The 23641-nt window shown below is 62.4% G+C and carries 21 protein-coding genes; 14 read left to right on the top strand and 7 right to left on the bottom strand.

The window, feature by feature from the left end:
• Window positions 1-130 precede the first annotated feature (130 nt).
• A complete protein-coding gene (locus ACIPOO_RS10045; protein ID WP_400606267.1) occupies window positions 131-772 on the bottom strand; it encodes a CDP-alcohol phosphatidyltransferase family protein in 642 nt (213 codons plus the stop codon).
• Window positions 773-1173: 401 nt separating this feature from the next.
• Here ACIPOO_RS10045 and fae point away from each other — a divergent pair, with 401 nt between their 5' ends.
• From fae to ACIPOO_RS10025, 4 genes are all read left to right on the top strand, one after another.
• Window positions 1174-1686: a formaldehyde-activating enzyme gene (gene fae, locus ACIPOO_RS10040; protein WP_274132125.1), complete on the top strand. Its 513-nt coding sequence runs from the start codon at window positions 1174-1176 to the stop codon at window positions 1684-1686.
• Window positions 1687-1696: 10 nt separating this feature from the next.
• A complete protein-coding gene (locus tag ACIPOO_RS10035; RefSeq protein ID WP_400606264.1) occupies window positions 1697-2731 on the top strand; it encodes an aldo/keto reductase in 1035 nt (344 codons plus the stop codon).
• Entirely contained in the window at window positions 2728-4161 is a 1434-nt protein-coding gene (locus tag ACIPOO_RS10030) for an NAD-dependent succinate-semialdehyde dehydrogenase (protein WP_400606261.1), read from the top strand. Before ACIPOO_RS10035 ends, ACIPOO_RS10030 begins: the two co-directional genes overlap by 4 nt.
• A 207-nt stretch (window positions 4162-4368) precedes the next feature.
• Window positions 4369-5730: an MFS transporter gene (locus ACIPOO_RS10025; protein ID WP_400606259.1), complete on the top strand. Its 1362-nt coding sequence runs from the start codon at window positions 4369-4371 to the stop codon at window positions 5728-5730.
• A gap of 123 nt (window positions 5731-5853) precedes the next feature.
• On the opposite strand, the gene ACIPOO_RS10020 is transcribed toward ACIPOO_RS10025, so the two are convergent.
• Window positions 5854-6729: a LysR substrate-binding domain-containing protein gene (locus ACIPOO_RS10020; RefSeq protein ID WP_274132129.1), complete on the bottom strand. Its 876-nt coding sequence runs from the start codon at window positions 6727-6729 to the stop codon at window positions 5854-5856.
• A gap of 355 nt (window positions 6730-7084) precedes the next feature.
• On the opposite strand from ACIPOO_RS10020, the gene hflK reads away from it, so the two are divergent.
• The 5 genes from hflK (at window position 7085) to cfaB (ending at window position 14604) form a co-directional block, all read left to right on the top strand.
• A complete protein-coding gene (gene hflK / locus ACIPOO_RS10015; RefSeq protein WP_400606256.1) occupies window positions 7085-9061 on the top strand; it encodes a protease modulator HflK in 1977 nt (658 codons plus the stop codon).
• 11 nt (window positions 9062-9072) lie between these two features.
• Entirely contained in the window at window positions 9073-10113 is a 1041-nt protein-coding gene (hflC, locus tag ACIPOO_RS10010) for a protease modulator HflC (RefSeq protein WP_400606253.1), read from the top strand.
• The gene (locus ACIPOO_RS10005; protein ID WP_400606250.1) at window positions 10110-11177 is read left to right on the top strand and encodes an SPFH domain-containing protein; all 1068 of its coding nucleotides are present in this window, start codon (window positions 10110-10112) and stop codon (window positions 11175-11177) included. The genes hflC and ACIPOO_RS10005 overlap by 4 nt, the downstream gene beginning before the upstream one ends.
• Window positions 11174-13126 carry a cation-translocating P-type ATPase gene (locus ACIPOO_RS10000; RefSeq protein WP_400606248.1) on the top strand — a complete coding sequence of 651 codons (1953 nt, stop codon included), beginning with the start codon at window positions 11174-11176 and terminating at the stop codon, window positions 13124-13126. Before ACIPOO_RS10005 ends, ACIPOO_RS10000 begins: the two co-directional genes overlap by 4 nt.
• 293 nt (window positions 13127-13419) lie before the next feature.
• Window positions 13420-14604: a C17 cyclopropane fatty acid synthase CfaB gene (gene cfaB, locus ACIPOO_RS09995; protein ID WP_274132134.1), complete on the top strand. Its 1185-nt coding sequence runs from the start codon at window positions 13420-13422 to the stop codon at window positions 14602-14604.
• Window positions 14605-14712: 108 nt separating this feature from the next.
• Here cfaB and cls read toward each other — a convergent pair whose 3' ends face one another.
• Window positions 14713-16152 carry a cardiolipin synthase gene (cls, locus tag ACIPOO_RS09990; RefSeq protein ID WP_400606245.1) on the bottom strand — a complete coding sequence of 480 codons (1440 nt, stop codon included), beginning with the start codon at window positions 16150-16152 and terminating at the stop codon, window positions 14713-14715.
• Between the two features lie 169 nt (window positions 16153-16321).
• Here cls and ACIPOO_RS09985 point away from each other — a divergent pair, with 169 nt between their 5' ends.
• Window positions 16322-16843 (top strand): DUF3617 domain-containing protein, encoded by a 522-nt coding sequence (locus ACIPOO_RS09985; protein WP_274132136.1) that lies wholly within the window; start codon window positions 16322-16324, stop codon window positions 16841-16843.
• 252 nt (window positions 16844-17095) lie between these two features.
• The gene (locus ACIPOO_RS09980) at window positions 17096-18346 is read left to right on the top strand and encodes an N-acetylmuramoyl-L-alanine amidase (RefSeq protein WP_400606243.1); all 1251 of its coding nucleotides are present in this window, start codon (window positions 17096-17098) and stop codon (window positions 18344-18346) included.
• Here ACIPOO_RS09980 and ACIPOO_RS09975 read toward each other — a convergent pair.
• A complete protein-coding gene (locus tag ACIPOO_RS09975) occupies window positions 18343-18732 on the bottom strand; it encodes a glutamine synthetase (RefSeq protein ID WP_400606240.1) in 390 nt (129 codons plus the stop codon). The genes ACIPOO_RS09980 and ACIPOO_RS09975 overlap by 4 nt on opposite strands.
• Before the next feature lie 87 nt (window positions 18733-18819).
• Between ACIPOO_RS09975 and zigA the strand changes: the two genes are divergently transcribed.
• Entirely contained in the window at window positions 18820-20025 is a 1206-nt protein-coding gene (zigA, locus tag ACIPOO_RS09970) for a zinc metallochaperone GTPase ZigA (RefSeq protein WP_400606237.1), read from the top strand.
• Window positions 20026-20152: 127 nt separating this feature from the next.
• Here the strand turns inward: zigA and ACIPOO_RS09965 are convergent, their stop codons facing one another.
• Window positions 20153-20524, bottom strand: coding sequence for an NADH:ubiquinone oxidoreductase (locus tag ACIPOO_RS09965; RefSeq protein ID WP_274132140.1), 372 nt, complete (start codon window positions 20522-20524; stop codon window positions 20153-20155).
• Between the two features lie 54 nt (window positions 20525-20578).
• On the opposite strand from ACIPOO_RS09965, the gene ACIPOO_RS09960 reads away from it, so the two are divergent.
• Entirely contained in the window at window positions 20579-21541 is a 963-nt protein-coding gene (locus ACIPOO_RS09960) for a CobW family GTP-binding protein (RefSeq protein ID WP_400606235.1), read from the top strand.
• 7 nt (window positions 21542-21548) lie between these two features.
• Here the strand turns inward: ACIPOO_RS09960 and ACIPOO_RS09955 are convergent, their stop codons facing one another.
• Window positions 21549-21941, bottom strand: coding sequence for a DUF3301 domain-containing protein (locus ACIPOO_RS09955; protein WP_274132142.1), 393 nt, complete (start codon window positions 21939-21941; stop codon window positions 21549-21551).
• Between the two features lie 134 nt (window positions 21942-22075).
• Here ACIPOO_RS09955 and pdxY point away from each other — a divergent pair, with 134 nt between their 5' ends.
• The gene (pdxY, locus tag ACIPOO_RS09950) at window positions 22076-22948 is read left to right on the top strand and encodes a pyridoxal kinase PdxY (RefSeq protein WP_400606232.1); all 873 of its coding nucleotides are present in this window, start codon (window positions 22076-22078) and stop codon (window positions 22946-22948) included.
• Window positions 22949-23120: 172 nt separating this feature from the next.
• Here pdxY and ACIPOO_RS09945 read toward each other — a convergent pair whose 3' ends face one another.
• Window positions 23121-23606, bottom strand: coding sequence for an acyl-CoA thioesterase (locus ACIPOO_RS09945; RefSeq protein WP_274132144.1), 486 nt, complete (start codon window positions 23604-23606; stop codon window positions 23121-23123).
• Window positions 23607-23641: the final 35 nt, after the last annotated feature.

Genomic DNA, 23641 nt, shown 5'->3' with positions numbered 1-23641 from the left:
GAATAAAAATTACGCTCATAATATTTCTTCACAATACGACTTCAGGTCAAGCGTCGATATTCAAAGGGTGAAATTCGCCTGTGGATAAGCTGTTTGCAGGGTGTGTGTAAAGCTGTTGAAACAGTGCAGGTCACTCCTGTGCATAAGCCTTCTGAGTAGCCGCTTCGACTGGCCTGGTGACCTCGGCCACAGCGCGCTTGATCCTGTTGAAAATCGTCACTAGTAGCAGGATGGCCATCACCGCCATGGCGATGTTGATCGGTGCGGTGAGCACGTGGCCGGAGCCGATTCCGACGCCGAAAATGGCAAAACACAGCATGCGGATATCGCTGGTCATAGGCCCGTCGCGTCTTCGGGAGGCCTTTATGGCGGGGCCGAGCAACCCGGCAAACTCACTGAAAATCGACAGCAGGGTCACCAGCAGGACCAGCAGCAGGCTGACCTTGGGAATCACTGAAAACGGCAAGAACAGAGCGGTTTCAGTCACCACGACGCTGAGTTCGCGGGCGCAGGTGCTCAGTTTCGACTGCTGCCCGAACTCTCCGGCGAGCACCGACTCGACCGCATTGAACAGCATACGAATCAGCAGCCAGGCCGGAATCAGCAGGAACATCCAGGGGTACCACGCAAAGGCCGCGACCAGTACCCCGACCGCGATGGAAATGAGGCCTGCGCACAGCGTCACGTGAATGGCGCGCACACCGTCATCGAACAGGACCTTGGCGACCGGATGCAGGATTTTCTGCAGCCAGGTTTTGAGTGTGGTCAGCATAATCGCGGGCCAGCTCCCTGTGGATAACTTTCTGGGAGCATAGTGCATCTTTCGCTTGTAGGAGCGCGCTTGCCCGCGACGGCGGTGTGTTATCCGACATATTTGTTACAGGCACATCGCGGTCGCGGGCAAGCGCGCTCCTACAGGGGATTTGCGGGGTATGACTTGAACTCATACCCCCTTGAGTTTTTATGGTTACAGCCCGCGAAAATCCCGGTGATACAAATCGCATCACAGCTCACCCACAACAACAAAGAGCGCTTGCGATATGACTTCACTGCACGCCCCCATTCCGTCCAGCCCAATGCGGCGCTCTCCGACTTCCTCCATTCGCCACGCGATGCCCGGCATCCGCGTGCGGTTCTGATCACCTGCATTTTTTCCGTTTCGGAGAACACCCCATGAAAGAACTCAACCTGTACATCGGTGAAGGCTTCGAAGGCCCAGGCGTCAACGCTGCCCACATCAACATCCTGATCGGCCCGCGCAACGGCCCTGCCGGCCAGGCCTTCGCCAACAGCCTCGCCTCGCCAAGCCAGGGTCACTGTCCGTTCATGGTCATCGCCCAGCCGAACATCCCGGTCAAACCGATGACCCTTTACGTGAACAAGGCCGCCATCGGCAGCGACCTGCACGGCAACGCCACCTGGGGCGCGTCTCAGGCCGGCATCGCCAAGGCCGTCACCGAAGCGCTGCTCGACGGCACCCTGCCAGCCGAAGCGGAGGACGAGTGGGCGATCGTCACCGCCAACTGGGTCAACCCGGCCTGCGACGACCTGGATGCCGTCTACCTGAACAACTACAACGCCTGCCGCACCGCGATCCGCGCAGCCCTGACCGGCAAGCCCGAGCGTTCGCAACTGGCCGATGTGGTCAACCGCATCAGCAACCCTTTCTACACGCCAAAAGCCTGAGGTCCGCGCCATGCAATACATTCGTTTGGGAAATTCGGGCCTCGAAGTCTCACGCCTGTGCCTGGGTACCATGAACATGGGCACCCCTGACTGGAAACCGTGGATCTTCGACGAGAAGAAAAGCGAGCCGATCGTGCGCCATGCGCTGGAAAACGGCGTCAACTTCATCGACCTGGCGGACTTCTACTCCGCCGGCGTCGGCGAGGAAGTGGTCGGACGCATCGTCAAGCGCCTGGCCCGTCGCGAAGACCTGGTCATCACCACCAAGGTCGGCTACGGCACCCGCGCCGGCAAGAACGCCAGCGGCCATTCGCGCAAGCACATCATGGACAGCATCGACGCGTCCCTGAGCCGCCTGGGCATGGATTACGTCGATGTGTTCATGCTGCATTACTTCGACGTGAACACTCCGGTCGAAGAAACCATGAGCGCCATGAACGACATCGTGCGTTCCGGCAAAGCACGCTACATCGGCGTCTCGACCATGCTCACCGGGCAGTTGGCGAAGATCCTCATGGCCTGCGAGCGCAATGGCTGGGTCAAGCCGATCAACATGCAGTTGCAACTGAACTGCGCCTACCGCGAAGAAGAGCGCGAGATGATTCCGTTCTGCCGCGACCAGGGCCTGGGCGTGTCGGTATTCAGCCCGCTGGCGCGTGGCCTGTTGACCGGCGACGTGCAATCCACCCGCAACCAGACCGACTTCTTCACCCAGCAGATGTACAGCGACGAAGCCTCGTTCCAGATCGCCCATTCGGTGCAGCGCGTAGCCCAGCGTCGCGGCGTGTCCAACGCGCAGATCGCCCAGGCGTGGGTCGCCAACCATCCGGGTGTCGATTGCATGCTGGTCGGCGCGGACACCACGCAGCAATTCGACAGCGCCCTGGCTGCGCTGGAAACCAAACTGGATGCCGATGAGCTGTACGAGCTGGAGCGCAACTACACCCCGTGCGACGTCATCAACGATTACACCGCCGGCAAACGCATCCTGCGCACCGCGCGCCCTGCCACTCAAGTCTTCAGCCTGACTGAGGCCGTAGCATGAGCGCGCTGATTCGCAACGGGCACTACATCGACGGTCAATGGACGACCGGCGGCCCAACGTACCCAGTCTCCAACCCTGCGACCGGCGAGCTGATCGCCCAGGTGCAGAAGGGTGGGGCCGAGGAAACTGATCTTGCCATCGCCGCCGCCGAACGCGCGCTGCCGGCCTGGCGCAAGCTCACGGCCAAGGAACGCAGCGTGAAGCTCAAGCGCTGGAGCGAGCTGATGCTGAGCAATCAGCGCGAGCTGGCGACCTTGCTCAGCCGCGAACAAGGCAAACCCTTTGCCGAAGCCATGGGCGAAGTGGGCTACGCCGCGAGCTTTCTGGAGTGGTTTGGCGAGGAAGCCAAGCGCGCCTACGGCGACGTGATTCCGAGCCACAAACCGGATGCGCGGATCGTCGTGACCAAGGAAGCCATCGGCGTGGTCGCCGCCATCACCCCGTGGAACTTCCCGTTGGCGATGGTCACCCGCAAGGTTGGCCCGGCGCTGGCGGCTGGCTGCACCATGATTCTCAAACCTTCTGAAGAGACGCCGCTGTCGGCCTTCGCGCTGGCGGTGCTGGCCGAGCAGGCAGGCATCCCGGCGGGCGTGTTCAACGTGGTGTCCGGTGATGCAGTCGCCATCGGCGGCGCGCTGCAAGCCTCGACCGTGGTGCGCAAGCTGTCGTTCACCGGCTCCACCCGCGTCGGCAAATTGCTGATGCGCCAGGCCGCCGACACCCTGAAAAAGGTCTCGCTGGAGCTGGGCGGCAACGCGCCGTTCATTGTCTTCGACGACGCCGATCTGGATGCCGCCGTCAAAGGCGCCATGGCCTCGAAATTCCGCAACACCGGGCAGACCTGCGTTTGCGTGAACCGCTTCTTCATTCAGGACGGCGTGTACGACGCCTTCACCCGCAAGCTGGCCGAAGCTGTGGCTTTGATGCGCGTGGGCAATGCCCTGGAAGGCGACACCGAGCAGGGCCCGCTGATCAACGACGCGGCGCTGGGCAAGGTCGAGCAGCACGTCGGCGATGCGCTGGAGAAGGGCGGCAAGTTGCTGTGCGGCGGCCAGCGTCATGCGCTGGGCGGCACCTTCTTCGAACCGACCGTGATCACTGAGGTGAACGATCAGATGCTGATCGCTCAGGAAGAGACCTTCGGCCCTGTGGCAGCGTGCTTCCGCTTCAAGGATGAAGCCGAGGTGCTGCGCCGTGCCAACGACACGCCGTTCGGCCTGTCGGCGTACTTCTACAGCCGCGACATCGGACGCGTGTGGCGAGTGGCCGAAGGCCTGGAAGCAGGGATGGTGGGCATCAACGAAGGGCTTGTTTCCACGGAAGTGGCGCCATTTGGCGGCGTCAAGGAGTCGGGCCTGGGGCGCGAAGGATCGCGTTATGGTCTGGAAGACTATATGGAAATCAAATACTTGCTGATGGGTGGGCTTTAAGCACACGCGAAGTACCGTAGGAGCGCGCTTGCCCGCGATGGCGTTGCGTATGTGACAGATTCATCGTCTGGCACAACGCAATCGCGGGCAAGCGCGCTCCTACAAGCAGGATGTCGCAATGACCTTCGTGCATTAGCCACGCACGCTTTCACACCGCCGAAGGATTCGGTTTCGCTTCTCCGTCAATAACAATAACTGGAGGCAAACATGTCTGTTCAACCGGTAAAAATCGATGATCTGCCCATCGGCAAGTTTCACATCAAGATCGCAGGCCTGACGTTCGGTGCGCACTTCACCGATGGCTACATCCTGGGCCTGATCGGTATCGCATTCACCCTGCTCAGCCCGCAGTTGCACCTGAATGCCTTCTGGCAGGGACTGATCGGCGCCTCCGCGCTGATAGGACTGTTTCTGGGCAGTCTGTTTTTCGGCTGGATTTCCGACCGGGTCGGGCGGCAGAAAATCTTTCTCGTCAGCTTCGTGCTCATCACCCTCGCTTCGGTCATGCAGTTCTACGCCGAAACCGCGATGCAGCTATTCCTGTGCCGTGTGTTGATCGGCATCGGTTTGGGGGGCGACTTCAGTGTCGGCCACGCCATGCTCGCCGAGTTCTCGCCGAAGAAACATCGCGGTGTGCTGCTGGGTTCGTTCAGCGTGATCTGGACCTTCGGTTACGTGGCTTCCACCTTCGTCGGCACAGCGATGCTGTCCCTCGGTGACGACGCCTGGCGCTGGATGCTGTCGTCTTCGGCCATTCCCGCCGCGCTGATTCTGCTGGCGCGGATCGGTACCCCGGAATCGCCGCGCTGGCTCATCAACCAGGGCCGGGTTGCCGAGGCTCGTGCCATCGTCAAGAAACACCTGGGTGACAATGTGGTGCTCGACGAAGAGCGCTCCAGCGACACCCGCTCCGGCTACGCCATTCTGTTCAGCCGCGAGTACCGTACCCGCACGCTGTTCAACTGCCTGTTCTTCGTCTGCATCGTGATGCCGTATTTCGCGATCTACACCTTCCTGCCATCGATCTTGCAGAAGATGGGCCTGGCTGAAGGCTTCGGCACCGAACTGATGCTCAACATGCTGCTGATCCTTGGTGCGCTGATCGGCATCTGGTGCACGATCAAGTTCACCCGTCGGGGTTTCCTCATCAACTCGTTCATCATCCTGGCCATCGCGCTGTTTCTACTGGCGGTGCTGCCCAGCAGCTCGGCGGTGCTGATGGTGGCGGCGTTTGCGCTGTTCACCCTGGTGTTGTCGGCGGTGAGCAACCTCGTGGGCGTGTTCCCGGCCGAAAGCTTCCCCACCGAAGTGCGCGCCAGCGGCATTGGCCTGGCGACTGCGGTGAGCCGCCTGGGTTCGGCGATCAGCACCTTCCTGTTGCCGATCAGCGTCGCCGGCATCGGCCTGAGCCCGACCATGGGCGTGCTGGCCGCTATCCTGGCGCTGGGTGCGTTGATCTCCTGGGCCTGGGCGCCGGAAACCAAGGCGCTGACCTTGAGTCAGGCGTGTACGGTGAAGGAGGGGGATGCTGCACCCGTGGTTGAACCCGCGCTGACTTCCCAGGCCTGACGCAGTCCGCTGTAGGAGCGCGCTTGCCCGCGACGGCGTCCATCCAGACACAATTGAATGGAATGACACACCGCCATCGCGGGCAAGCGCGCTCCTACAGGCGTGGGCTGCGCGGCGCACCTGTCACGGATTACTCACCAGACTCAACCACTCGGTAAACAGCTTCACCTTCGACAACCCCTGCTTGTCGTTGGGCACGTCCAGCCAGTAGCCGTAAGGGCCGAGCACTTCCACCGGGGTGATCGGCAGCAGGCTGCCATTGGCCAGTTCGCGCTCGATCATCTGCCGGTCGATGACGGCCAGCCCGCCGCCTGCCAGGGTGGTATTGATGACCTGATCCAGGGTGCTGAATTCCAGGCCCTGGGTTGCGTCGACATCGATCCTGCCCACCGCACTCAGCCAGTTTTCCCAGACCTTCAAACGCTTGCCTTCGTGCAGGATGTGCAGCAACGGAAAGCGCCGCAGGTCCGGCGGCTCACCGTTGTCGAACAGCTCGGGACTGGCGACGGCGATGTGCCGCTCCATGACCAGCAATTGGCTCTGGCAATGGGTATCCGCTTCAAGGCCAAAGCGAATATGGCAATCCACCTCGGCATAGCCCTCGTGGCTCGCCTGGTTGGTAACGCTCAGGCTGATGTCCGGATAGCGCTGCACAAAGGTGCGCAGTTGCACCGACAGCCAGCGCGTCGCCCAGGTCGGTGGGGCGAGGATGCGCAGGCGCTGGCGCAGGTTCGGCACCCGCACGGCCTGCAGGGCGCGTTCGATGTGATCGAAGGCCTGGGCCAGGTTCGGTGACAGCGCCGCGCCCGACTCCGTGAGGGAAAGCCCCTGTGGGGTGCGTATGAACAGGGTGACGCCCAGGTAGTCCTCTAGCTGTTTGATCTGTCGGCTAATGGCCCCCTGGGTGACGTTCAGCGACAGCGCCGCCTTGCTGAAGCTGCGATGCCTGGCCACCTCTTCGAAGATGCGCAAGGTGTTCAGCGAGGGTAATTGACGCATCGGGCAGGGCTCCGGCACCGACCTCTGAGACACCGACACGTGCATGTCGGGAGGGGTGGGCTGTGTTGATTCTTGGCGAATTTTTTGTAGGACGTATCTGACGCTGTGGCGCAGGCCGATGCAAGGCCTTGCCGCAGAAAAACCAGACCTGTTCGCGGTCGTGAGGGGCTAACCTGTCTGCTGGCTGTCTGAGTGAAGAAATCGTCATGTTTGCCCTGCAGAGCGGGACGAAAATTTCACCACAACTGTTATATCGTAACGCCCCATAAATTTTGTGTTTCATCCCGTGAATTCACCACGCGCAGCGGGGCAGGAAATGCAATGACTACAGCGTTCAGCAGGTTCTGGAGTGTCGATGCGGGTTGATCTGGATGTTGAGGGTGTTGAACCGGCGAGCCTGCCAAGGTTTCAGCGAGCGAGCTTTCAGGCGCGGCGCCTGTCCCGGCTGACGTATGTGCTGGGTGGCCTGGGCGTGCTGGGGCTGGTGGTGTCGTTGTTCGTCGACCTGTTTTCCCCCAATTCGCTGTGGACGGCAGTGCTCACCAACAGCGCCGCGAGCCTGCTGGTACTGGCCTCGGCGTTGCAGTCGGCGCTGGTGGTTGCCCTGTGGCGCGCCCACGTGCTCACGCCTGCCGAGGCTGGCAGCGAGCTTGATGCCGAGGACGCCGTGGAGCCTGGCTGGTATGACCGCCTGCTTTCGCGAATCGGCGGGGCAGGGGCGTCGATGGCGGGGCAGATCGGCGTGCCGGTGTTCTGGCTGGCGGGCTGGTCGCTGCTGGCGCTCATCAGTATTTCCATGATCTGGAACCTGAACCTGGTCGGCACCTCCGTGGGGCTTGCCGGCAGTATCGTCGCGGGCCTGTTGCTGCTGGTCGCATTCGGCTTGCTGGTGCTGGAGCGCCAGTTCAGCAACGAATCCGAAGCCAGTTGGCCGGAAGCCGAGCAGCTGGCGCAGATTGCGAAGGTGGCAATCGGCACCTTGCTGGTGGCTGCGTTCTGTCTGTTTTTCTCATCGCCGGATCGCGTCTGGCCCGCTCGGTTGGCAGTGCTGATCGGACTGCTTCCCGGGCTTGTGGCGCTCGAGTTGCTGACCCGTGCGTTGCTTTCGGTCTTCAGCCCGCGCAACGAACGGCTGGAGCCACGGCTGGTCGCCAGCAGTTTCGTCGCCGGCCTGCTGCGCTGGCCACCGCGTCCGCTGATGGCGCTGCAGAACGAACTGCACAATCGCTTCGGCATCGACCTGCGTCAGGTCTGGGCCTTTACCTACATGCGCCGGGCCTTTTTGCCGGTGCTGGCGGTCATTGTCGCACTGGGCTGGGCGTTGAGCGGCGTGCATGAAATCCCGATGCAGGGCCGCGGCATCTACGAGCGTTTCGGCAAGCCGGTCGAGGTGATGGGCCCAGGCTTGCACGCCGGTTTGCCGTGGCCGTTCGGCACGGTGCTGGCGGTCGAGAACGGTGTGGTGCATGAGCTGGCGACCAGCGTCTCGGAAGGCGGCAGTGGCAAAGACGCTGCTGCACAGCCGATGGCCGACCTTGCCGAGGGCCCGCCGCCGACCACCGCCAACCGCCTGTGGGATGCCACGCACATCAATGACAAATCCCAGGTCATCGCCAGCGGTTCGGGCGACAAACAGAGCTTCCAGATCGTCAACATGGACGTGCGCTTCGTCTATCGCATCGGCCTGAGCGACGAGGCGGCCATGGCCGCGACCTACAACAGCGCCGACATTCCGAGCCTGATCCGCAGCACGGCCAGCCGCATCCTGGTTCACGATTTCGCCTCGCGCACCCTCGACGAACTCCTGGGCGAGCAGCGCACGGATCTGGCCAATGACATTGGCAGCGCAGTGCAGCGCGATCTCAAGAAGCTCGACAGCGGCGTGGAAATCCTCGCCACGGTAGTCGAGTCGATCCATCCACCGGCAGGCGCGGCCAATGCCTATCACGCTGTGCAGGCGGCGCAGATCAGCGCCCAATCGCTGATCGCCCGCGAGCGCGGTGCGGCGGCGGACAAGGCCAACCTTGCGCAGTTGCACGCCAGCATTGCCCACGATCAGGCGGCGGCGAATTCCCGCGAAGTCATGTCCACGGCACAAAGTGCAGACCTGCGGTTTACCGCCGAGCAGCAAGGTTATGCCAAGGCCGGCCAGGCGTTCTTGCTGGAGCAGTACCTGAGCCAGCTGACCCAGGGCCTGACCCACGCCAAATTGCTTGTACTGGATCATCGTCTGGGCGGCACCAGCGCGCCCACCATCGATCTGCGTTCTTTCACTCTCCCGGTCGACCCTGCGGCGTCGTCCAAGTCAGCCGACCAGCCATTGGCTGAATAAGGAGTCGTCCCTTGAGTCTGTTTCATTCCCACGATCATTCCGGCCACGACCACGGCGGCCATGGCCACCATCACGGTCACCATCATCACCACGGCGACGAGTCCGGGCCTGCGCTGTTTCCGTGGCGTCGTGCAGGGCTTGCGGCGGTGCTGATTGCCTTTGCGGTGGCGGCTGCAAGCCTGGTGCAGGTGCGCTCCGGCGAGGCCACGGTGGTCACGCGCTTCGGCAACCCTGCGCGGGTGCTGCTCGACCCGGGACTGAGCTGGCGCTGGCCGGCGCCGTTCGAAGCGGCGATTCCAGTGGACTTGCGTTTGCGCACCACCTCAAGCGGTTTGCAGGATGTGGGCACCCGCGATGGCCTGCGCATCATCGTCCAGGCCTACGTGGCCTGGCAGGTGCAGGGCGACCCGGACAACGTGAAGCGCTTCATGCGCGCAGTGCAGAACCAGCCCGATGAAGCCGCACGGCAGATCCGCACCTTCGTAGGTTCCGCCCTGGAAACCACGGCGGCCAGTTTCGATCTGTCGAGCCTGGTCAACACCGACGCCAGCCAGGTGCGCATCGGTGACTTCGAAGATCAACTGCGCCAGCAGATCGACAAGCAACTGCTGACCACCTACGGCGTGCGCGTCCTGCAGGTGGGTGTGGAGCGTCTGACACTGCCCTCGGTGACCCTCAACGCCACGGTCGATCGCATGCGCGCCGAACGCGAAACCATCGCCACCGAACGCACCGCCATCGGCAAGCGCGAAGCGGCGCAGATCCGTTCTGCCGCCGAGCGCGACGCCCGTATCGTTGAAGCGGATGCTGCGGTGAAGGCCGCCGATATCGAGGCGCAGTCCCGCGTGGAGGCTGCGCTGATCTACGGTCGCGCCTACGCCAGCTCGCCGCAGCTGTACAACCTGCTGCGCTCGCTGGACACCCTGGGCACGGTCGTCGGGCCGACCACCAAGCTGATCCTGCGCACCGATGCCGCACCGTTCCGGGTGCTGGTGGACGGACCGCCGAGCCTGGATGGCAAGTCCGATGGCAAGGCTGGAACGCAGCCATGAGTGAGCAAGACTCGATGCAGGTCGAGCGCGCACCGGTCAACAGCCCCTGGTTGCAGGCCAGCCGCTTGGCCTTCCTGGGCCTGTACGCTGTGACGCTGCTGGCCGCGCTGGGGTGGGCGGTGTCCAACGTTCGGCAGATCGACCCGCAGAACCGCGCCGTGGTGTTCCGTTTTGGTGAGCTGGATCGGGTGCAGAACGCCGGGCTGCTGCTGGCCTGGCCGCAACCCTTTGAACAGGTGACGCTGCTGCCTTCGGCGGACCGGGTGATCGAGCGCCATGTCGAAACCCTGCTGCGTTCACCTACCGCGTTGGCTGCCGACAAGGTCACCAGTTTCGCCACGCCCATGAGCGATGCGCTGGCCGGATCCGGCTATCTGCTGACTGGGGATGCCGGTGTCGTGCAGCTCGATGTCACGGCGTACTACAAGGTCACTGACCCTCGCGAGTTCGTCCTGCAAGGCGAGCATGTGCTGCCGGCGCTGGATCGGCTGGTCAATCGCAGCGCCGTGAGCCTCACCGCCGCACGAGATCTGGACACCATTCTGGTGGCGCGCCCTGAGTTGATCGGCTCCGACAGCCAGTCTGCCGAGCGCCGCGAGCGACTGCGTGGCGATCTGGTGCAGGGCATCAACAAGCGTCTTGAAGAGTTGACGGCCACCGGCGTCGGCCTGGGTGTCGAGGTGGTGCGCGTGGACGTGCAATCCAGCCTGCCCGCTGCGGCGGTCAACGCCTTCAACGCGGTGCTGACCGCCAGCCAGCAAGCTGATCAAGCCGTCGCCAATGCCCGCACCGACGCCGAGAAGCAAAACCAGACTGCCAACCAGCAAGCCGACCGCACGCTGCAAGTCGCCCATGCCCAGGCTTCCGAGCGGCTGGCCAAGGCGCAGACCGATACCGCGGCGGTGACCGGCCTGGCCCAGTCGATCCAGGACAAGAGCGACCCCGGCCTGCTGCTGCGTCTCTATCGCGAGCGGGTGCCGGGCATTCTCAAACAGGCAGGGTCGGTGACCACGGTCGATCCCCATGACGATTCACGCCTGATCATTCAGGGAGCCGACAAATGAGTGGCGAAGCTGTTCACAACCATGGCGCTGACCATAGCCATGACCATCATCACGCTGATGCGCCCGAGCCCGGCAGCATGCTGACCAGCACCGAGCAACGCAGCGCCGCACGCCAGCTGACCCTGGCAATGCTTGCCCTGGGCTTGCTGGCGCTGGGGCTGGTGTGGCGCTTCTTTGCCCCCGAGCAGGTCGGCGTCAGCCAGTTGCTGCTGGGTGCGGCCTCGCTGCTGGTGGCCATTCCGGTGGTCAGTGCGGGCTGGCACAGCCTGCGCTATCCAAGCCTGCACGGCATCACCGATCAACTGATCGCGCTGGCCATGCTCGGCGCCTGGGCCACGGGCGACCTGATGACTGCCGCCTTGCTGCCGATCATCATGATCTTCGGCCATGTGCTGGAAGAGCGCAGCGTCATCGGCTCCCAGGAAGCGATTCAGGCGCTGGGGAAACTGACTCGCAGCCATGCACGATTGATCACCGCCGACGGCTCGATCCGTGAAGTGGACAACGGCACCCTGGTCGCCGGGGACCGGGTTGAAGTGCGCGCCGGGGACCGGGTGCCCGCCGACGGCATGGTCATGTCCGGCCAGGCGAGCCTGGACACAGCGCCGATCACCGGTGAGTCGGTGCCGTTGGAAGCGCGTGCCGGCATGGAGGTGTTCGGCGGCGCGATCAACCTCGATGGCCTGTTGCGCATCGAGGTGACGCGCATCGGCAATGAGTCGACCCTGGGCAAAGTCATCGCCCTGATGCAGAGCGCCGAGCGTTCGAAGCCGCCGATCACTCGGCTGCTGGAGCGTTACGCGGGCAGCTACATGGTGCTGGTGTTGCTGATCGCCGCTGTCACCTGGTTCATCACCAACAACGCGCAGGCCATGCTGGCGGTGCTGGTTGCGGCATGCCCTTGCGCGCTGGTGCTGTCGGCGCCGGCCACGGCGATTGCCGGGATCGCTGTGGCGGCGCGCCACGGCATCCTGATTCGCAGTTCGGCCTTCCTTGAAGAACTCGCCGACCTGACATCCCTGGTGGTCGACAAGACCGGCACCCTGACTTACGGCAGCTTGCGCCTGCAATCGGTACAAGCCGAGGAGGGCGCCGGCGATGAGCTGATTCCGCTCGCTGCCAGTCTCGGTTCGGCCAGCAGCCACCCGGTCAGTCGCGCGCTGGCGGGGTTGGTCGAGAAGGATCAACTGCTGGCGCTGCGAGACATTCGCGAACGCCAGGGCCTTGGCGTCGTTGCCCAGACCGAGCGCGGAGAAGCTGCCCTTGGCCGGCCTGAGCTGTTCGCGCAACTGGGCATCGCCACCTCGCCTGTGCCCGATCACGACGGCCCTATTGCCGGGCTGTCGGTCGATGGTGTGTTCCTCGCCTGGTTGCTGCTGGCCGACAGTCTCAAGCCCGAGGCCCGTCAGGCCCTGAGTGAATTGCGTGAGCTGGGCATGGGCCGGCAACTGCTGCTGACCGGCGACCGGCAGAGTGTGGCCGACAGCCTGGCCCATGAGGTCGGCATCAGCGACATCCACGCCCAGGCCCTGCCCGAAGACAAGCTCAACCGAGTGATGGGGGAGATCAAGAGCGGCTTCCGGCCGATGGTGGTGGGTGACGGCATCAACGATTCGCTGGCCTTGAAGGCTGGCGTGGTGGGCGTGGCCATGGGTGCGGGCGGCGCTGACATCGCACTGGCCTCGGCCGATATCGTGCTGATCGGCAGCGACCTGCGCCGCCTGGGGACTTGCGTGCGCTTGAGCCGGCAGTGCCGCAGCACGTTGCAGGTCAACGTCATCATCGGGCTGGGCTGGACGCTGGCGATTGTCGCACTGGCGGCGTTCGGGGTGCTGGGGGCTGCGGGCGCGATGATCGCTGCTATCCTGCACAACCTCAGCACCTTGCTGGTGCTCGGCAACGCCGGACGCTTGCTGCGCTTCCACGAGCCTATCGGCAAAATTTCATAATTGCCTGCAAGCCTTGATTACCGGTGCTCGCGCTGTGAGCACCGGTTTTGACAGGCTCACGTAAGTATAAAAATTCGCTTGAGCTTTGAAGAACTCTGTAACAAATTATGAGTCAGTCACGAAGAGGGTGCTCCATCGCAGGCTTCGCATTGGCTGGAAATCCGGAGTACAGGGCTGTACTCGATTTCAGATTTGTCGTCGCTCTCATAACAAGCCGATAGCCTGACGGTTCCTACTCTGGAGCCGGTTTTGGACTACCCTTTTCCGTGTTTCCGGATCAGGGGGATATCTCAATGCTTGCGCAACTTCCACCGGCGTTACAAAAGCTTCATTTGCCTCTACGACTCAAGCTTTGGGATGGCAACGAGTTCGACCTTGGGTCCGACCCAAGCGTCACCATCGTCGTGAAGGACCCCGCATTGGTGTCCGATTTCAGTCACCCCAGCCTTGACCTTCTGGGCAGCGCCTTCGTTGAAGGCCGGCTTGACCTTGTGGGTTCGATCAGCGAAGTGATGCGGGTCTGTGACGAACTGACCCTGGCCCTCGCCGACGAAGACGACACCAGCGCGCCCACCCGCACGCAGCACGACAAGGACACCGACGCCAAGTCGATCTCCTACCACTATGACCTTTCCAACGACTTCTACCGGCTGTGGCTGGACAAGGACATGGTCTATTCCTGCGCCTACTTCAAGACCGGCAACGAGACGCTGGATCAGGCGCAGCAGGACAAATTTCATCACCTGTGCCGCAAGCTGCGCCTCAAGCCCGGCGAGTATCTGCTCGACGTGGGCTGCGGCTGGGGCGGCCTGTCACGTTTCGCGGCGCGCGAGTACGGGGTGAAGGTGTTCGGCATTACCCTGAGCCGCGAGCAACTGGCGCTGGCGCGGGAGCGAGTCAAAGCCGAGGGGCTGGAGGACCGGGTGGAGCTGCAGTTGCTCGACTATCGCGACCTGCCCAAGGACGGCCGCTTCGACAAGGTCGTGAGTGTGGGCATGTTCGAGCACGTCGGCCACGCCAACCTCGACCTCTACGCCAAGTGCCTGTTCGCGGCGGTGAAGGAGGGCGGGCTGGTGATGAACCATGGCATCACCGCCAAGCACACCGATGGGCGCCCTGTGGGGCGCGGGGCGGGTGATTTCATCGACCGCTATGTGTTTCCCAACGGCGAACTGCCGCACCTGTCGATGATCACCGGTTTCATCAGCGAGGCGGGGCTGGAGGTGGTGGACGTCGAAAGCCTGCGCCTGCACTACGCCCGTACCCTGGATCACTGGAGCACGCGGCTGGAAGAAAAGCTGGAGGTGGCAGCGGCGATGGTGCCGGAGCAGGCCTTGCGGATCTTCCGCCTGTACCTGGCCGGATGCGCTTATGCGTTCTCCAAGGGCTGGATCAACCTGCATCAGATTCTGGCGGTGAAACCCCGCGCCGATGGCAGCCATGATTTGCCGTGGACCCGTGAGGATCTTTACCCCTGACGAAGACCTGTAGGAGCGCGCTTGCCCGCGATGGCGTCAGATCGGACGACATCGCAGCGGATGGTCGATCGCCGTCGCGGGCAAGCGCGCTCCTACAGTAATCGTCCGTCAGAGTATCGGTGAAATCAGCCGCGCCACGCGCATCCCCAGGCGCTGCAACTGATGCGTCTCGCGACTATCCTGCGTCGAGATTTCAACCGCATTGGCGAAGTCGTCACTGAGCATTGCCTCCACCTCCCGCGCGAAGTCTTCGTCGACGGTCAGCAGCATCAATTCGAAATTCAGCCGGAACGAGCGGTTGTCCAGGTTGGCGCTGCCGATCGCAGTGATCTCGTTGTCCACCAGCACCACCTTCTGATGCAGGAACCCCGGCTGGTAGCGAAACATGCGCACACCGGCACGCACCGCCTCGAACGCGAACAGGCTGGAGGCCGCGTACACCGTGTAGTGGTCGGGGCGCGATGGCAGCAGCAACCGCACGTCAACGCCGCGCAGTACCGCCAGACGCAGCGCGGCAAATACGGCCTCGTCGGGCACGAAGTAGGGCGTGGTGATCCACACCCGTTCGGTGGCTGCGTGGATCGCCTCGACGAAAAACAGCGAGCAGGTCTCCTGCCGATCCGCAGGGCCGGTGGCGAGCAACTGGCAGAGCACGCCGTCTTCGGGGTAGTGCTCGGGCAGAATCAGCGGCGGCAACTCCCGGGTTGCCCAGAACCAGTCCTCGGCAAAGGACTCCTGCAGGCACGCCACCACCGGCCCGATGATCGCCACATGGGTATCACGCCACGGCGCCAATGGAGGCTTGAGCCCCAGGTATTCATCACCGACGTTATGCCCGCCGACAAAGCCGCGCACGCCATCGACCACCACGATCTTGCGATGATTGCGGAAGTTGATCTGGAAGCGATTGAGCCACCCGCTTCGAGTGGCGAAGGCTTTGATCTGCACGCCACCGGCGCGCAGCTTATCGACGTAGCTGGCGGGCAGGGCGTGGCTGCCGATGCGGTCGTAGAGCACGAAAATCTCGACGCCTTCCGCGGCCTTTTCCAGAAGCAGGGTTTGCAGGCGGCGGCCCAGATCGTCGTCATGGATGATGAAGAACTGCACGAACACCACACGCTTCGCCGCCCGGATGGCGTCGAATATCGCGCTGAATGTCGCATCGCCGTTAATCAGCAGCTTCACTTCGTTATTGGCCAGGCACGGCATGCGGCCCAGCTTGGGCATCGCCCGCAGTGATTCGTAGGCGTCGGAGCGCCGTGCGGCGACAGCCTCTTCGATCCAGGGCTTCCAGTTGAAATCGGCGATGGCCTCACGCATCTCGGTGTTGGCCTGACGCCGCGCCTTGATATACGCATCAAAGGTGCTGCGGCCAAAGACGAGGTAGGGAATGAGGGTGATATAGGGGATGAAAATGAGCGGCATGGCCCAGGCGATGGAGCCTTGCGCGGTGCGCACCGTCAGCAATGCATGAATCGCTGCTACGATGCCCAGCAGGTGAGTGAAGCCGATCAGATAGCCGAAAAAATACGGGCTGTGATAGTCCATGAGCGACCTTGTTGCGGGTTCGATTGTGTCTAACAGACCACAGCCCGCCGCGATTGTCGCTATTTAATTCGGCCTGCAACTGGTTACCGGATTTGTCGTCTAAGCGTCATTGTCTACGGTAACGACAGGCCGCAACCGAACTGTCTCAGAAAAGAAGGAAACAGGGTTCATGAAAAAGCGCGTACTGGCGTTGATGGTGGGTCTGGCAGCGCCGTTCGTTCAGGCCCAGGTGCTGCAACCCGGATTGTGGGAACTGACGTCCAGCAACATGCAGGTCGATGGTCAGCAGATGCCCGACATGCAGGTCATGCTCGCCCAGCTGCAGATGATGGCTCCACAGCAACGTGCGGCCATGGAACAAATGCTGGAAAAACAAGGCATTACCCTGGGCGGCAAAGGCGTGCGGGTTTGCCTGACGCCGGAGCAGGTGAAGAACGAACAGATTCCACTGACCGATCCCAAGTCCGGGTGCAGTCAGCAAATCACTGATCGCAATGGGCCGACCTGGAAATTCAAGTTCAGTTGCCCTCGTGCACAAGGTACCGGCACCGCGCAGTTCCTCAGTGATCGCGAGTTCAACACCCACGTTGTGGGCTCGTTCAATGCCACCGGACAGCAGCAGAACGGCAGCATGGACACCAAGGCCGTCTGGCTGGGCCAGAACTGTGGAACCGTTAAGCCTCGCACCTGATTGACCGTTTGTCCGAACGCCCCGTTTACCGGGGCGTTTCTGTTTTCAGTGACCAATCCCCTGTCCATGTTCCACGTGGAACATCCTCTTGTTTCACATGAGTTTTTGCCCTTAGCCTTTGATTTTCAGCTTAAAAGTCCGGCCAATTCTGTAAAAAGCTTCATCTTCGAGTTCCCGGCGGCATGTTATATTGTTACGAACAATGTTCATGCCTACCAGAGCCGGGATGCTCGTCTTTTTTCGGAACGTGCCATGCATCGACGTCAAATGCTGCTCAATATGCTTTTGGCCAGCGCCGCTTTCGCGCTTCCTTTCTCCGTCAATGCCACGCAGATTCGCAACGCGCGACTATGGCGCTCCGAAAACAAGTCGCGGCTGGTGTTCGACCTTAGCGGTCCGGTGAAGTACAAGACCTTCACCCTGAGTGCACCTGAACGCATCATCATCGACGTCAGCGGTGCGCGACTGGAAGGCGACTTCAGTCAACTGGCGCTGGAAAACTCGCCAATCAAGGCGATCCGCTCCGGTCACTTCGGCCAGGGGGATACCCGTATCGTGCTCGACCTGGCTTCGCCCGTGCAGCTCAACAGCTTTTTGCTCGGGCCTGAGGGCGCGCAGGGCAACCGCCTGGTAGTGGACCTGGGTCATGACGTCGCCGCGCACCCTCCCGTGCAGCTGGCCGCAGCAGCGCCTGCCGCCGTCGTGGCCAAAGAGCCGCCTGCGCCAGTGCCTGACAAGAATCACCCCAAGCGCGACATCATGGTGGTGGTCGATGCCGGGCACGGCGGCAAGGACCCAGGCGCCATCGGCTCCAAGGGCGAGCGCGAGAAAGACGTGGTGTTGTCCATCGCCCAGTTGCTGGCCAAGCGGCTCAAGCGCGAGAAGGGCTTCGATGTGCGCCTGGTGCGCAACGACGACTTCTTCGTGCCGCTGCGCAAGCGCGTGGACATTGCCCGCAAATACAACGCCGACATGTTCATTTCGGTGCATGCCGATGCGGCGCCACGCCTGACTGCATCGGGCGCGTCGGTGTTTGCCTTGTCGGAGAACGGCGCGACCTCCGCGACCGCGCGTTTCATGGCCCAGCGCGAAAACGGCGCGGACCTGATCGGCGCCAACAGCTTGCTCAACCTGAAAGACAAGGACCCGATGCTGGCCGGGGTGATTCTCGACATGTCGATGAACGCCACCATCGCCGCCAGCCTGCAACTGGGCCACACCGTGCTCGGCAGCCTGGAGGGTGTGACGACGCTGCACCAGAAGCGCGTGGAACAGGCCGGATTTGCCGTGTTGAAATCCCCGGACGTGCCATCGATTCTGGTGGAGACCGGCTTCATCTCCAACAGCCGCGACAGCCAGCGCCTGGTGACGGCGCGTCATCAGCAGGCCGTGGCCGACGGGCTGTTCGATGGAATGAAGCAGTACTTCGAGCGCAACCCTCCGGCAGGTTCGTTCATTGCCTGGCGGCAGGAGCAGAAGGCGGCGGAGCAGGCGGTAGTCTAACGACAACCCGTCACGCGACTGCAGGTGATCTTGCTCCGGCTGCCGCTGGAGCTAGACACCCGGCTGATCGTCGTCCAGCCGACTTTCTGGATATACCCCACCCACGCCTCGCCATCCGAGGCCAGCCCCGTGAAGAACGTCAGCGACCCATAGCGGCTGTTGGTCTGCGCCCAGCGTCGCTTGCCGTCGCTTTCATACCCGCGCAGGAACATGGTGGTGCCTGACATCGCCACGCTGTAGCTGTTGCCATACGCGTCGATGCACGCCAGCACGGTGGCACTTCGCGTGCACAGCGCCTGATCCAGCCTGGGCGAGGGCGGTGCGGCAAACGCCTGTGTACTCAGCAGCAGAACAAGCCCCGAGAAAATACTGAAAACCCTGACCATTGAGCCGACCTTGCAAAATAAAGTTAGCAGCTTTGTATTGTTATATTATAACGTAAAAAGTATCCGAACCTGCTACCTGATGAGACCATGATGAACCGCCTCCCCGTTACCGTCCTGTCCGGCTTTCTCGGCGCCGGCAAAAGCACGCTGCTCAACCATATCCTGCGTAACCGCGAAGACCTGCGAGTGGCGGTCATCGTCAATGACATGAGCGAAATCAACATCGATGGCGGTGAGGTCCAGCGCGACGTCAGCCTCAACCGCGCCGAAGAAAAGCTCGTGGAAATGAGCAACGGCTGCATCTGCTGCACCCTGCGCGAAGACCTTCTGGAAGAAGTCAGCCGGCTGGCGCGCGATGGCCGCTTCGATTATCTGCTGATCGAGTCCACCGGCATTTCCGAGCCGCTGCCGGTGGCGGAAACCTTCACCTTTCGCGACGAGGCGGGACAGAGTCTGGCTGATATTGCGCGCCTGGACACCATGGTCACCGTGGTCGATGGCCTGAATTTCCTACAGGACTACCAGGCTGCGGAAAGCCTCGACTCTCGCGGTGAAACCATGGGCGAGGACGACGAGCGTTCCATCACCGATTTGCTGATCGAGCAGGTGGAGTTCGCCGACGTGATCCTCATCAGCAAGATCGACCTCATCAGCTCGGCCGAGCGCCAGGAGTTGATGGCGATCCTGAAAAGCCTCAACAGCCAGGCGGAAATACTGCCGATGGTGATGGGCGCAGTGCCGCTGGGCAAGATTCTGGATACCGGCCGCTTCGATTTCGAGCGCGCGGCCCAGGCGCCGGGCTGGCTCAAGGAACTGCGGGGTGAGCATGTGCCGGAAACCGAAGAGTACGGCATCGCCTCGACGCCCTATCGCGCGCGCCGACCGTTTCACCCGCAGCGGTTTTTCGATTTCATCAATGGCGACTGGAGCAACGGCAAACTGCTGCGTTCCAAGGGCTTCTTCTGGCTGGCGAGCAAGCATCAGGAGGCCGGCAGTTGGTCACAGGCGGGCGGGTTGATGCGATATGGCTTCGCCGGGCGCTGGTGGCGTTTCGTGCCCAAGGAGCACTGGCCGCAGGATCAGGAAAGCACCGAGGTCATCATGCGCAACTGGATGGCGCAGAGTGGGGATTGCCGGCAGGAACTGGTATTCATCGGCCAGAACATCGATTTCGCCCGGCTGAACGCCGACCTGGATGCATGCCTGTTGACCGATGTCGAGATGGCGGTGGGTGTTGAAGGGTGGAGAGAGTTGGCCGATCCGTTTGGTGATTGGCATGGGGAAGCGGCGTAGGTCCCCCGATCAAATACCCTGCACCGTCCCGTAGCAGCACGGCCGGGCGGCGCTTCGCTTGCCGGCGTCGGCGATATCGAAACCGCCGACGCCGGCAAGCCGGACTGCTACGGGAACGGAGGTGTTCTCATTGCGCCTTCCACACACCCTTGCTCTGCTGCTCGCAAAAGGGCTTGAGGAAGGCGGCATCGCTGGCCACGCCGTAATAGTGAATGTTCTGCCGATAGGGCATATTGGCGACTTGTGCGTTGCTGCACTGGCCGAAGGACCCCGAGGGGCATTGCTCCATGTAGGCGACTTCGACCTTCTGGTCCTTGAGCTGCGGTTTGCAGAAACCGTTGCGGAAGAGATCTGGCGGAATATTGAGATTTTCCTGACAGACTTTCACGTCAAGTCGCTCGGCCTGACTATGAACCACGCAGGATTCAGCCCACGCCTGACCCGACGTGACCGCCAACAGCACCAACGCCAGCCGCACGGGCAGCCAGTTTGCTCGCATCGATTACCTCCGTCTGCGCTCATTTTCGGGAGCGACGTTCAACAATGGCCGGACATGCTGCAGAACATTCCCACCCATGTCATTGCTGGCCCTTTGGGTGCCGGCAAGACCAGCCTCATCAAGCACCTGCTTTCGCTCAAGCCAGCGGGTGAGCGCTGGGCCATCCTGATCAACGAATTCGGTCAGATCGGCCTGGACGCTGCGCTGCTCAGCACGGCCGAGGATGGTATCGCACTTGGCGAAGTGGCTGGTGGTTGCCTGTGCTGCGTCAATGGCGCGCCGTTCCAGATCGGCTTGGGGCGCCTTTTGCGCAAGGCAAAGCCTGACCGGCTGTTCATAGAGCCATCCGGGCTGGGTCACCCGGTGCAACTGATGGCGCAACTGAAAGACGCGCCGTGGGCAGGTGTGCTAGCGGTGCAGCCTTGCGTCATGGTGCTCGATGCACTGGCGCTTGCCCAAGGCAAACCCTTGCCCGCAACCCAGCACGATGCGATGACGGACGCCGGGCTGCTGGTGCTGAATAAGTCGGCAGGGCTGGACGCAGCGGCTCGACAGGCAATCATCCACTCGCTGCCTGATCGCCCTGTGGTCTGGACCGAGTCGGGCGTCGTTGCGCTGGATCAACTGCCCGGTATCGACGTGCGTGCGCGTGAGGGTGTGGATAACTTCGTTGCGCCCAAGACCCTGGCGCAGATGCCGGCCGTCTGGACCGACCCGATGACGCCGATCTGCCTGAGCCAGGCGCAGCCCGAGGGCTGGAGCATCGGCTGGCGTTGGCATCCGGATCGGGTGTTCGATTCAGGGAAAGTGCGCGAATGGCTGCAAAGCCTTGCCTGGCGCCGGGCCAAGCTGGTTATCCACAGTCAGGAAGGGTGGGTGTCGGGCAACGGGCTCGATGGCAGCGACATCCAGTGGGCGCCGAGTGAGTGGCGCAAGGATTCGCGGTTGGAGTTGATCTTTGCCGAGCCGCAGGATGAGGCGCAGTTGAGCGAGCGATTGACCGGTTGCAGGGTCTAGAGGCCGCTCACTGCTTCCACTTGTTGTGTTCCTGGCGCCACTCGTTGAGCTGGATGATTTCCGCGGTCGGCTTGGGATTCTTGATTTCGAACGGGTAGGGCGCCAGTTCGATCTGGGCGGTGTGCTTGCCGAACATGGTGATGGTGCCGGGGTGGCGTTGCTCGCCGGTCACGGTGAACTCGAAGTTGTACACCCGGGCCAGACGCTTGCGGCCCTCGTTGTCGCGCTTGAACGTGATACGACGCAGGGCGACGTTGCCATCGAGCAATTCGATGTCGAGCTTGGCACAGTGCTGTTTCACGCGCTCAAGGGCACGTTCGCGCAGGCCATGGGAATGCCACAGCCAGGCGCCAGCGGTTGCCAGCAGCATCAGGACGAAAATGTTGCCCAGGGTCAGCATGGAAAGAGAGCTCCAACGGAAGATGTCCAGCTTAACTGTCTCAGGTCACCGACAGCCATAGTCCGGTCGTTTAATTTCGCTTCACTTCGTCCGGCTTCACTACTAAGGTGCTTTCCCGGCTTCAGGAACCTGTCATGAAACGTTCGCCTCATTTACTCGCCATCCAGTCTCACGTGGTCTTCGGACATGCTGGCAACAGCGCTGCGGTATTTCCCATGCAGCGGATCGGCATCAATGTCTGGCCGCTCAACACGGTGCAGTTCTCCAACCATACTCAGTATGGACACTGGGCGGGCGAAGTGTTGGCGCCGCAGCAAATTCCTGCGTTGGTCGAAGGGATCGCGGCCATCGGCGAGCTGGGCAATTGCGATGCGGTATTGTCGGGTTATCTGGGCAGCGCGGCGCAGGGGCGGGCGATTCTGACGGCAGTGGCGCAGATCAAGCGCGCCAACCCCCGTGCGCTGTACCTGTGTGATCCGGTCATGGGGCACCCCGAGAAAGGCTGCATCGTGCCCCAGGAAGTCAGTGATTTCCTGCTGGATGAAGCGGCTGCAGTGGCGGATTTCCTCTGCCCGAACCAGTTGGAACTGGACAGCTTTTCAGGGCGCAAGCCAAGCTCCTTGATGGATTGCCTGGCCATGGCCCGCGCATTGTTGGCCCGGGGGCCGAAAGCCATCGTGGTCAAGCACCTGGATTACCCCGGAAAACCCGCCGACGGCTTTGAAATGCTGCTGGTGACCGAGCACGAAAGCTGGCACCTGCGCAGGCCGCTGTTGGCCTTCCCGCGCCAGCCGGTCGGCGTGGGCGACCTGACTTCGGGACTGTTCCTGTCGAAGGTGTTGCTGGGGGATGATTTGCGCAGCGCCTTCGAATACACGGCCTCGGCGGTGCATGAGGTGCTGCTGGAGACCCAGGCGTGCGGCAGCTACGAGCTGGAACTGGTACGCGCCCAGGACCGGATTGCGCATCCGCGGGTGAAGTTCGAGGCGGTGCGTTTGCACCCTTGACCCGTAGCAGCCCGGCCGTGCGGCGTCCGCTTGCCGGCGGGGCGGCTGCCTGACACACCGCGAATGCCGATTGTAGGAGCGCGCTTGCCCGCGACCGCGGTGTATCAGACCCACACCGGGCTCAGACACACCGCCGTCGCGGGCAAGCGCGCTCCTACAGATGGATGTCGCCTTACACGCCATCCTCACGGATTTCGCGGTAGCGCTTTTCCAGTTCCTGGCGAATCTGGCGGCGTTGCTGGGCCTGGACGTAGCGGCGCTTGCCCTCGCTGGTCTCGGGCACCAGAGGCGGCACGCTCACCGGCTTGCGCTGGTCATCCACGGCCACCATGGTGAAGAAGCAGCTGTTGGAGTGACGCACCGAGCGCTCGCGGATGTTCTCGGTCACGACCTTGATCCCGACTTCCATTGAGGTGTTGCCGGTGTAGTTCACCGAGGCGAGAAAGGTCACCAGCTCGCCGACATGCACCGGCTCGCGGAAGATCACCTGATCCACCGACAGCGTCACGACATACCGGCCGGCATAACGGGCCGCGCAGGCGTAAGCCACTTCGTCGAGGTATTTGAGCAGGGTGCCGCCGTGCACGTTGCCAGAGAAGTTGGCCATGTCCGGGGTCATCAATACAGTCATCGACAGCTGGGCGTTTCCGGGTTCCATAGCGTGCTCACGGTCAATTGAGTCAAGTTGGCACC

The sequence above is a fragment of the Pseudomonas sp. NPDC090201 genome (assembly GCF_044746825.1).
Lineage (GTDB): Bacteria > Pseudomonadota > Gammaproteobacteria > Pseudomonadales > Pseudomonadaceae > Aquipseudomonas > Aquipseudomonas putida_AD.
The sequence above is the reverse complement of the archived record's forward strand: the minus strand, read 5'-3'. Positions and strand labels throughout refer to the sequence as shown.

What these genes read in the sequence shown, in the direction of transcription:
- zigA (WP_400606237.1), top strand. Translation starts at nt 18,820, where the DNA reads ATGATGAACCGCCTCCCCGTTACCGTCCTGTCCGGCTTTCTCGGCGCC.
- cfaB (WP_274132134.1), top strand. Translation starts at nt 13,420, where the DNA reads ATGCTTGCGCAACTTCCACCGGCGTTACAAAAGCTTCATTTGCCTCTA.
- ACIPOO_RS10025 (WP_400606259.1), top strand. Translation starts at nt 4,369, where the DNA reads ATGTCTGTTCAACCGGTAAAAATCGATGATCTGCCCATCGGCAAGTTT.
- ACIPOO_RS09945 (WP_274132144.1), bottom strand. Translation starts at nt 23,606, where the DNA reads ATGGAACCCGGAAACGCCCAGCTGTCGATGACTGTATTGATGACCCCG.
- cls (WP_400606245.1), bottom strand. Translation starts at nt 16,152, where the DNA reads ATGGACTATCACAGCCCGTATTTTTTCGGCTATCTGATCGGCTTCACT.
- ACIPOO_RS10030 (WP_400606261.1), top strand. Translation starts at nt 2,728, where the DNA reads ATGAGCGCGCTGATTCGCAACGGGCACTACATCGACGGTCAATGGACG.
- ACIPOO_RS09960 (WP_400606235.1), top strand. Translation starts at nt 20,579, where the DNA reads ATGCTGCAGAACATTCCCACCCATGTCATTGCTGGCCCTTTGGGTGCC.
- ACIPOO_RS09980 (WP_400606243.1), top strand. Translation starts at nt 17,096, where the DNA reads ATGCATCGACGTCAAATGCTGCTCAATATGCTTTTGGCCAGCGCCGCT.
- ACIPOO_RS09975 (WP_400606240.1), bottom strand. Translation starts at nt 18,732, where the DNA reads ATGGTCAGGGTTTTCAGTATTTTCTCGGGGCTTGTTCTGCTGCTGAGT.
- hflK (WP_400606256.1), top strand. Translation starts at nt 7,085, where the DNA reads ATGCGGGTTGATCTGGATGTTGAGGGTGTTGAACCGGCGAGCCTGCCA.
- ACIPOO_RS10005 (WP_400606250.1), top strand. Translation starts at nt 10,110, where the DNA reads ATGAGTGAGCAAGACTCGATGCAGGTCGAGCGCGCACCGGTCAACAGC.
- ACIPOO_RS09985 (WP_274132136.1), top strand. Translation starts at nt 16,322, where the DNA reads ATGAAAAAGCGCGTACTGGCGTTGATGGTGGGTCTGGCAGCGCCGTTC.
- pdxY (WP_400606232.1), top strand. Translation starts at nt 22,076, where the DNA reads ATGAAACGTTCGCCTCATTTACTCGCCATCCAGTCTCACGTGGTCTTC.
- ACIPOO_RS10045 (WP_400606267.1), bottom strand. Translation starts at nt 772, where the DNA reads ATGCTGACCACACTCAAAACCTGGCTGCAGAAAATCCTGCATCCGGTC.
- ACIPOO_RS09965 (WP_274132140.1), bottom strand. Translation starts at nt 20,524, where the DNA reads ATGCGAGCAAACTGGCTGCCCGTGCGGCTGGCGTTGGTGCTGTTGGCG.
- fae (WP_274132125.1), top strand. Translation starts at nt 1,174, where the DNA reads ATGAAAGAACTCAACCTGTACATCGGTGAAGGCTTCGAAGGCCCAGGC.
- ACIPOO_RS09955 (WP_274132142.1), bottom strand. Translation starts at nt 21,941, where the DNA reads ATGCTGACCCTGGGCAACATTTTCGTCCTGATGCTGCTGGCAACCGCT.
- ACIPOO_RS10020 (WP_274132129.1), bottom strand. Translation starts at nt 6,729, where the DNA reads ATGCGTCAATTACCCTCGCTGAACACCTTGCGCATCTTCGAAGAGGTG.
- ACIPOO_RS10035 (WP_400606264.1), top strand. Translation starts at nt 1,697, where the DNA reads ATGCAATACATTCGTTTGGGAAATTCGGGCCTCGAAGTCTCACGCCTG.
- ACIPOO_RS10000 (WP_400606248.1), top strand. Translation starts at nt 11,174, where the DNA reads ATGAGTGGCGAAGCTGTTCACAACCATGGCGCTGACCATAGCCATGAC.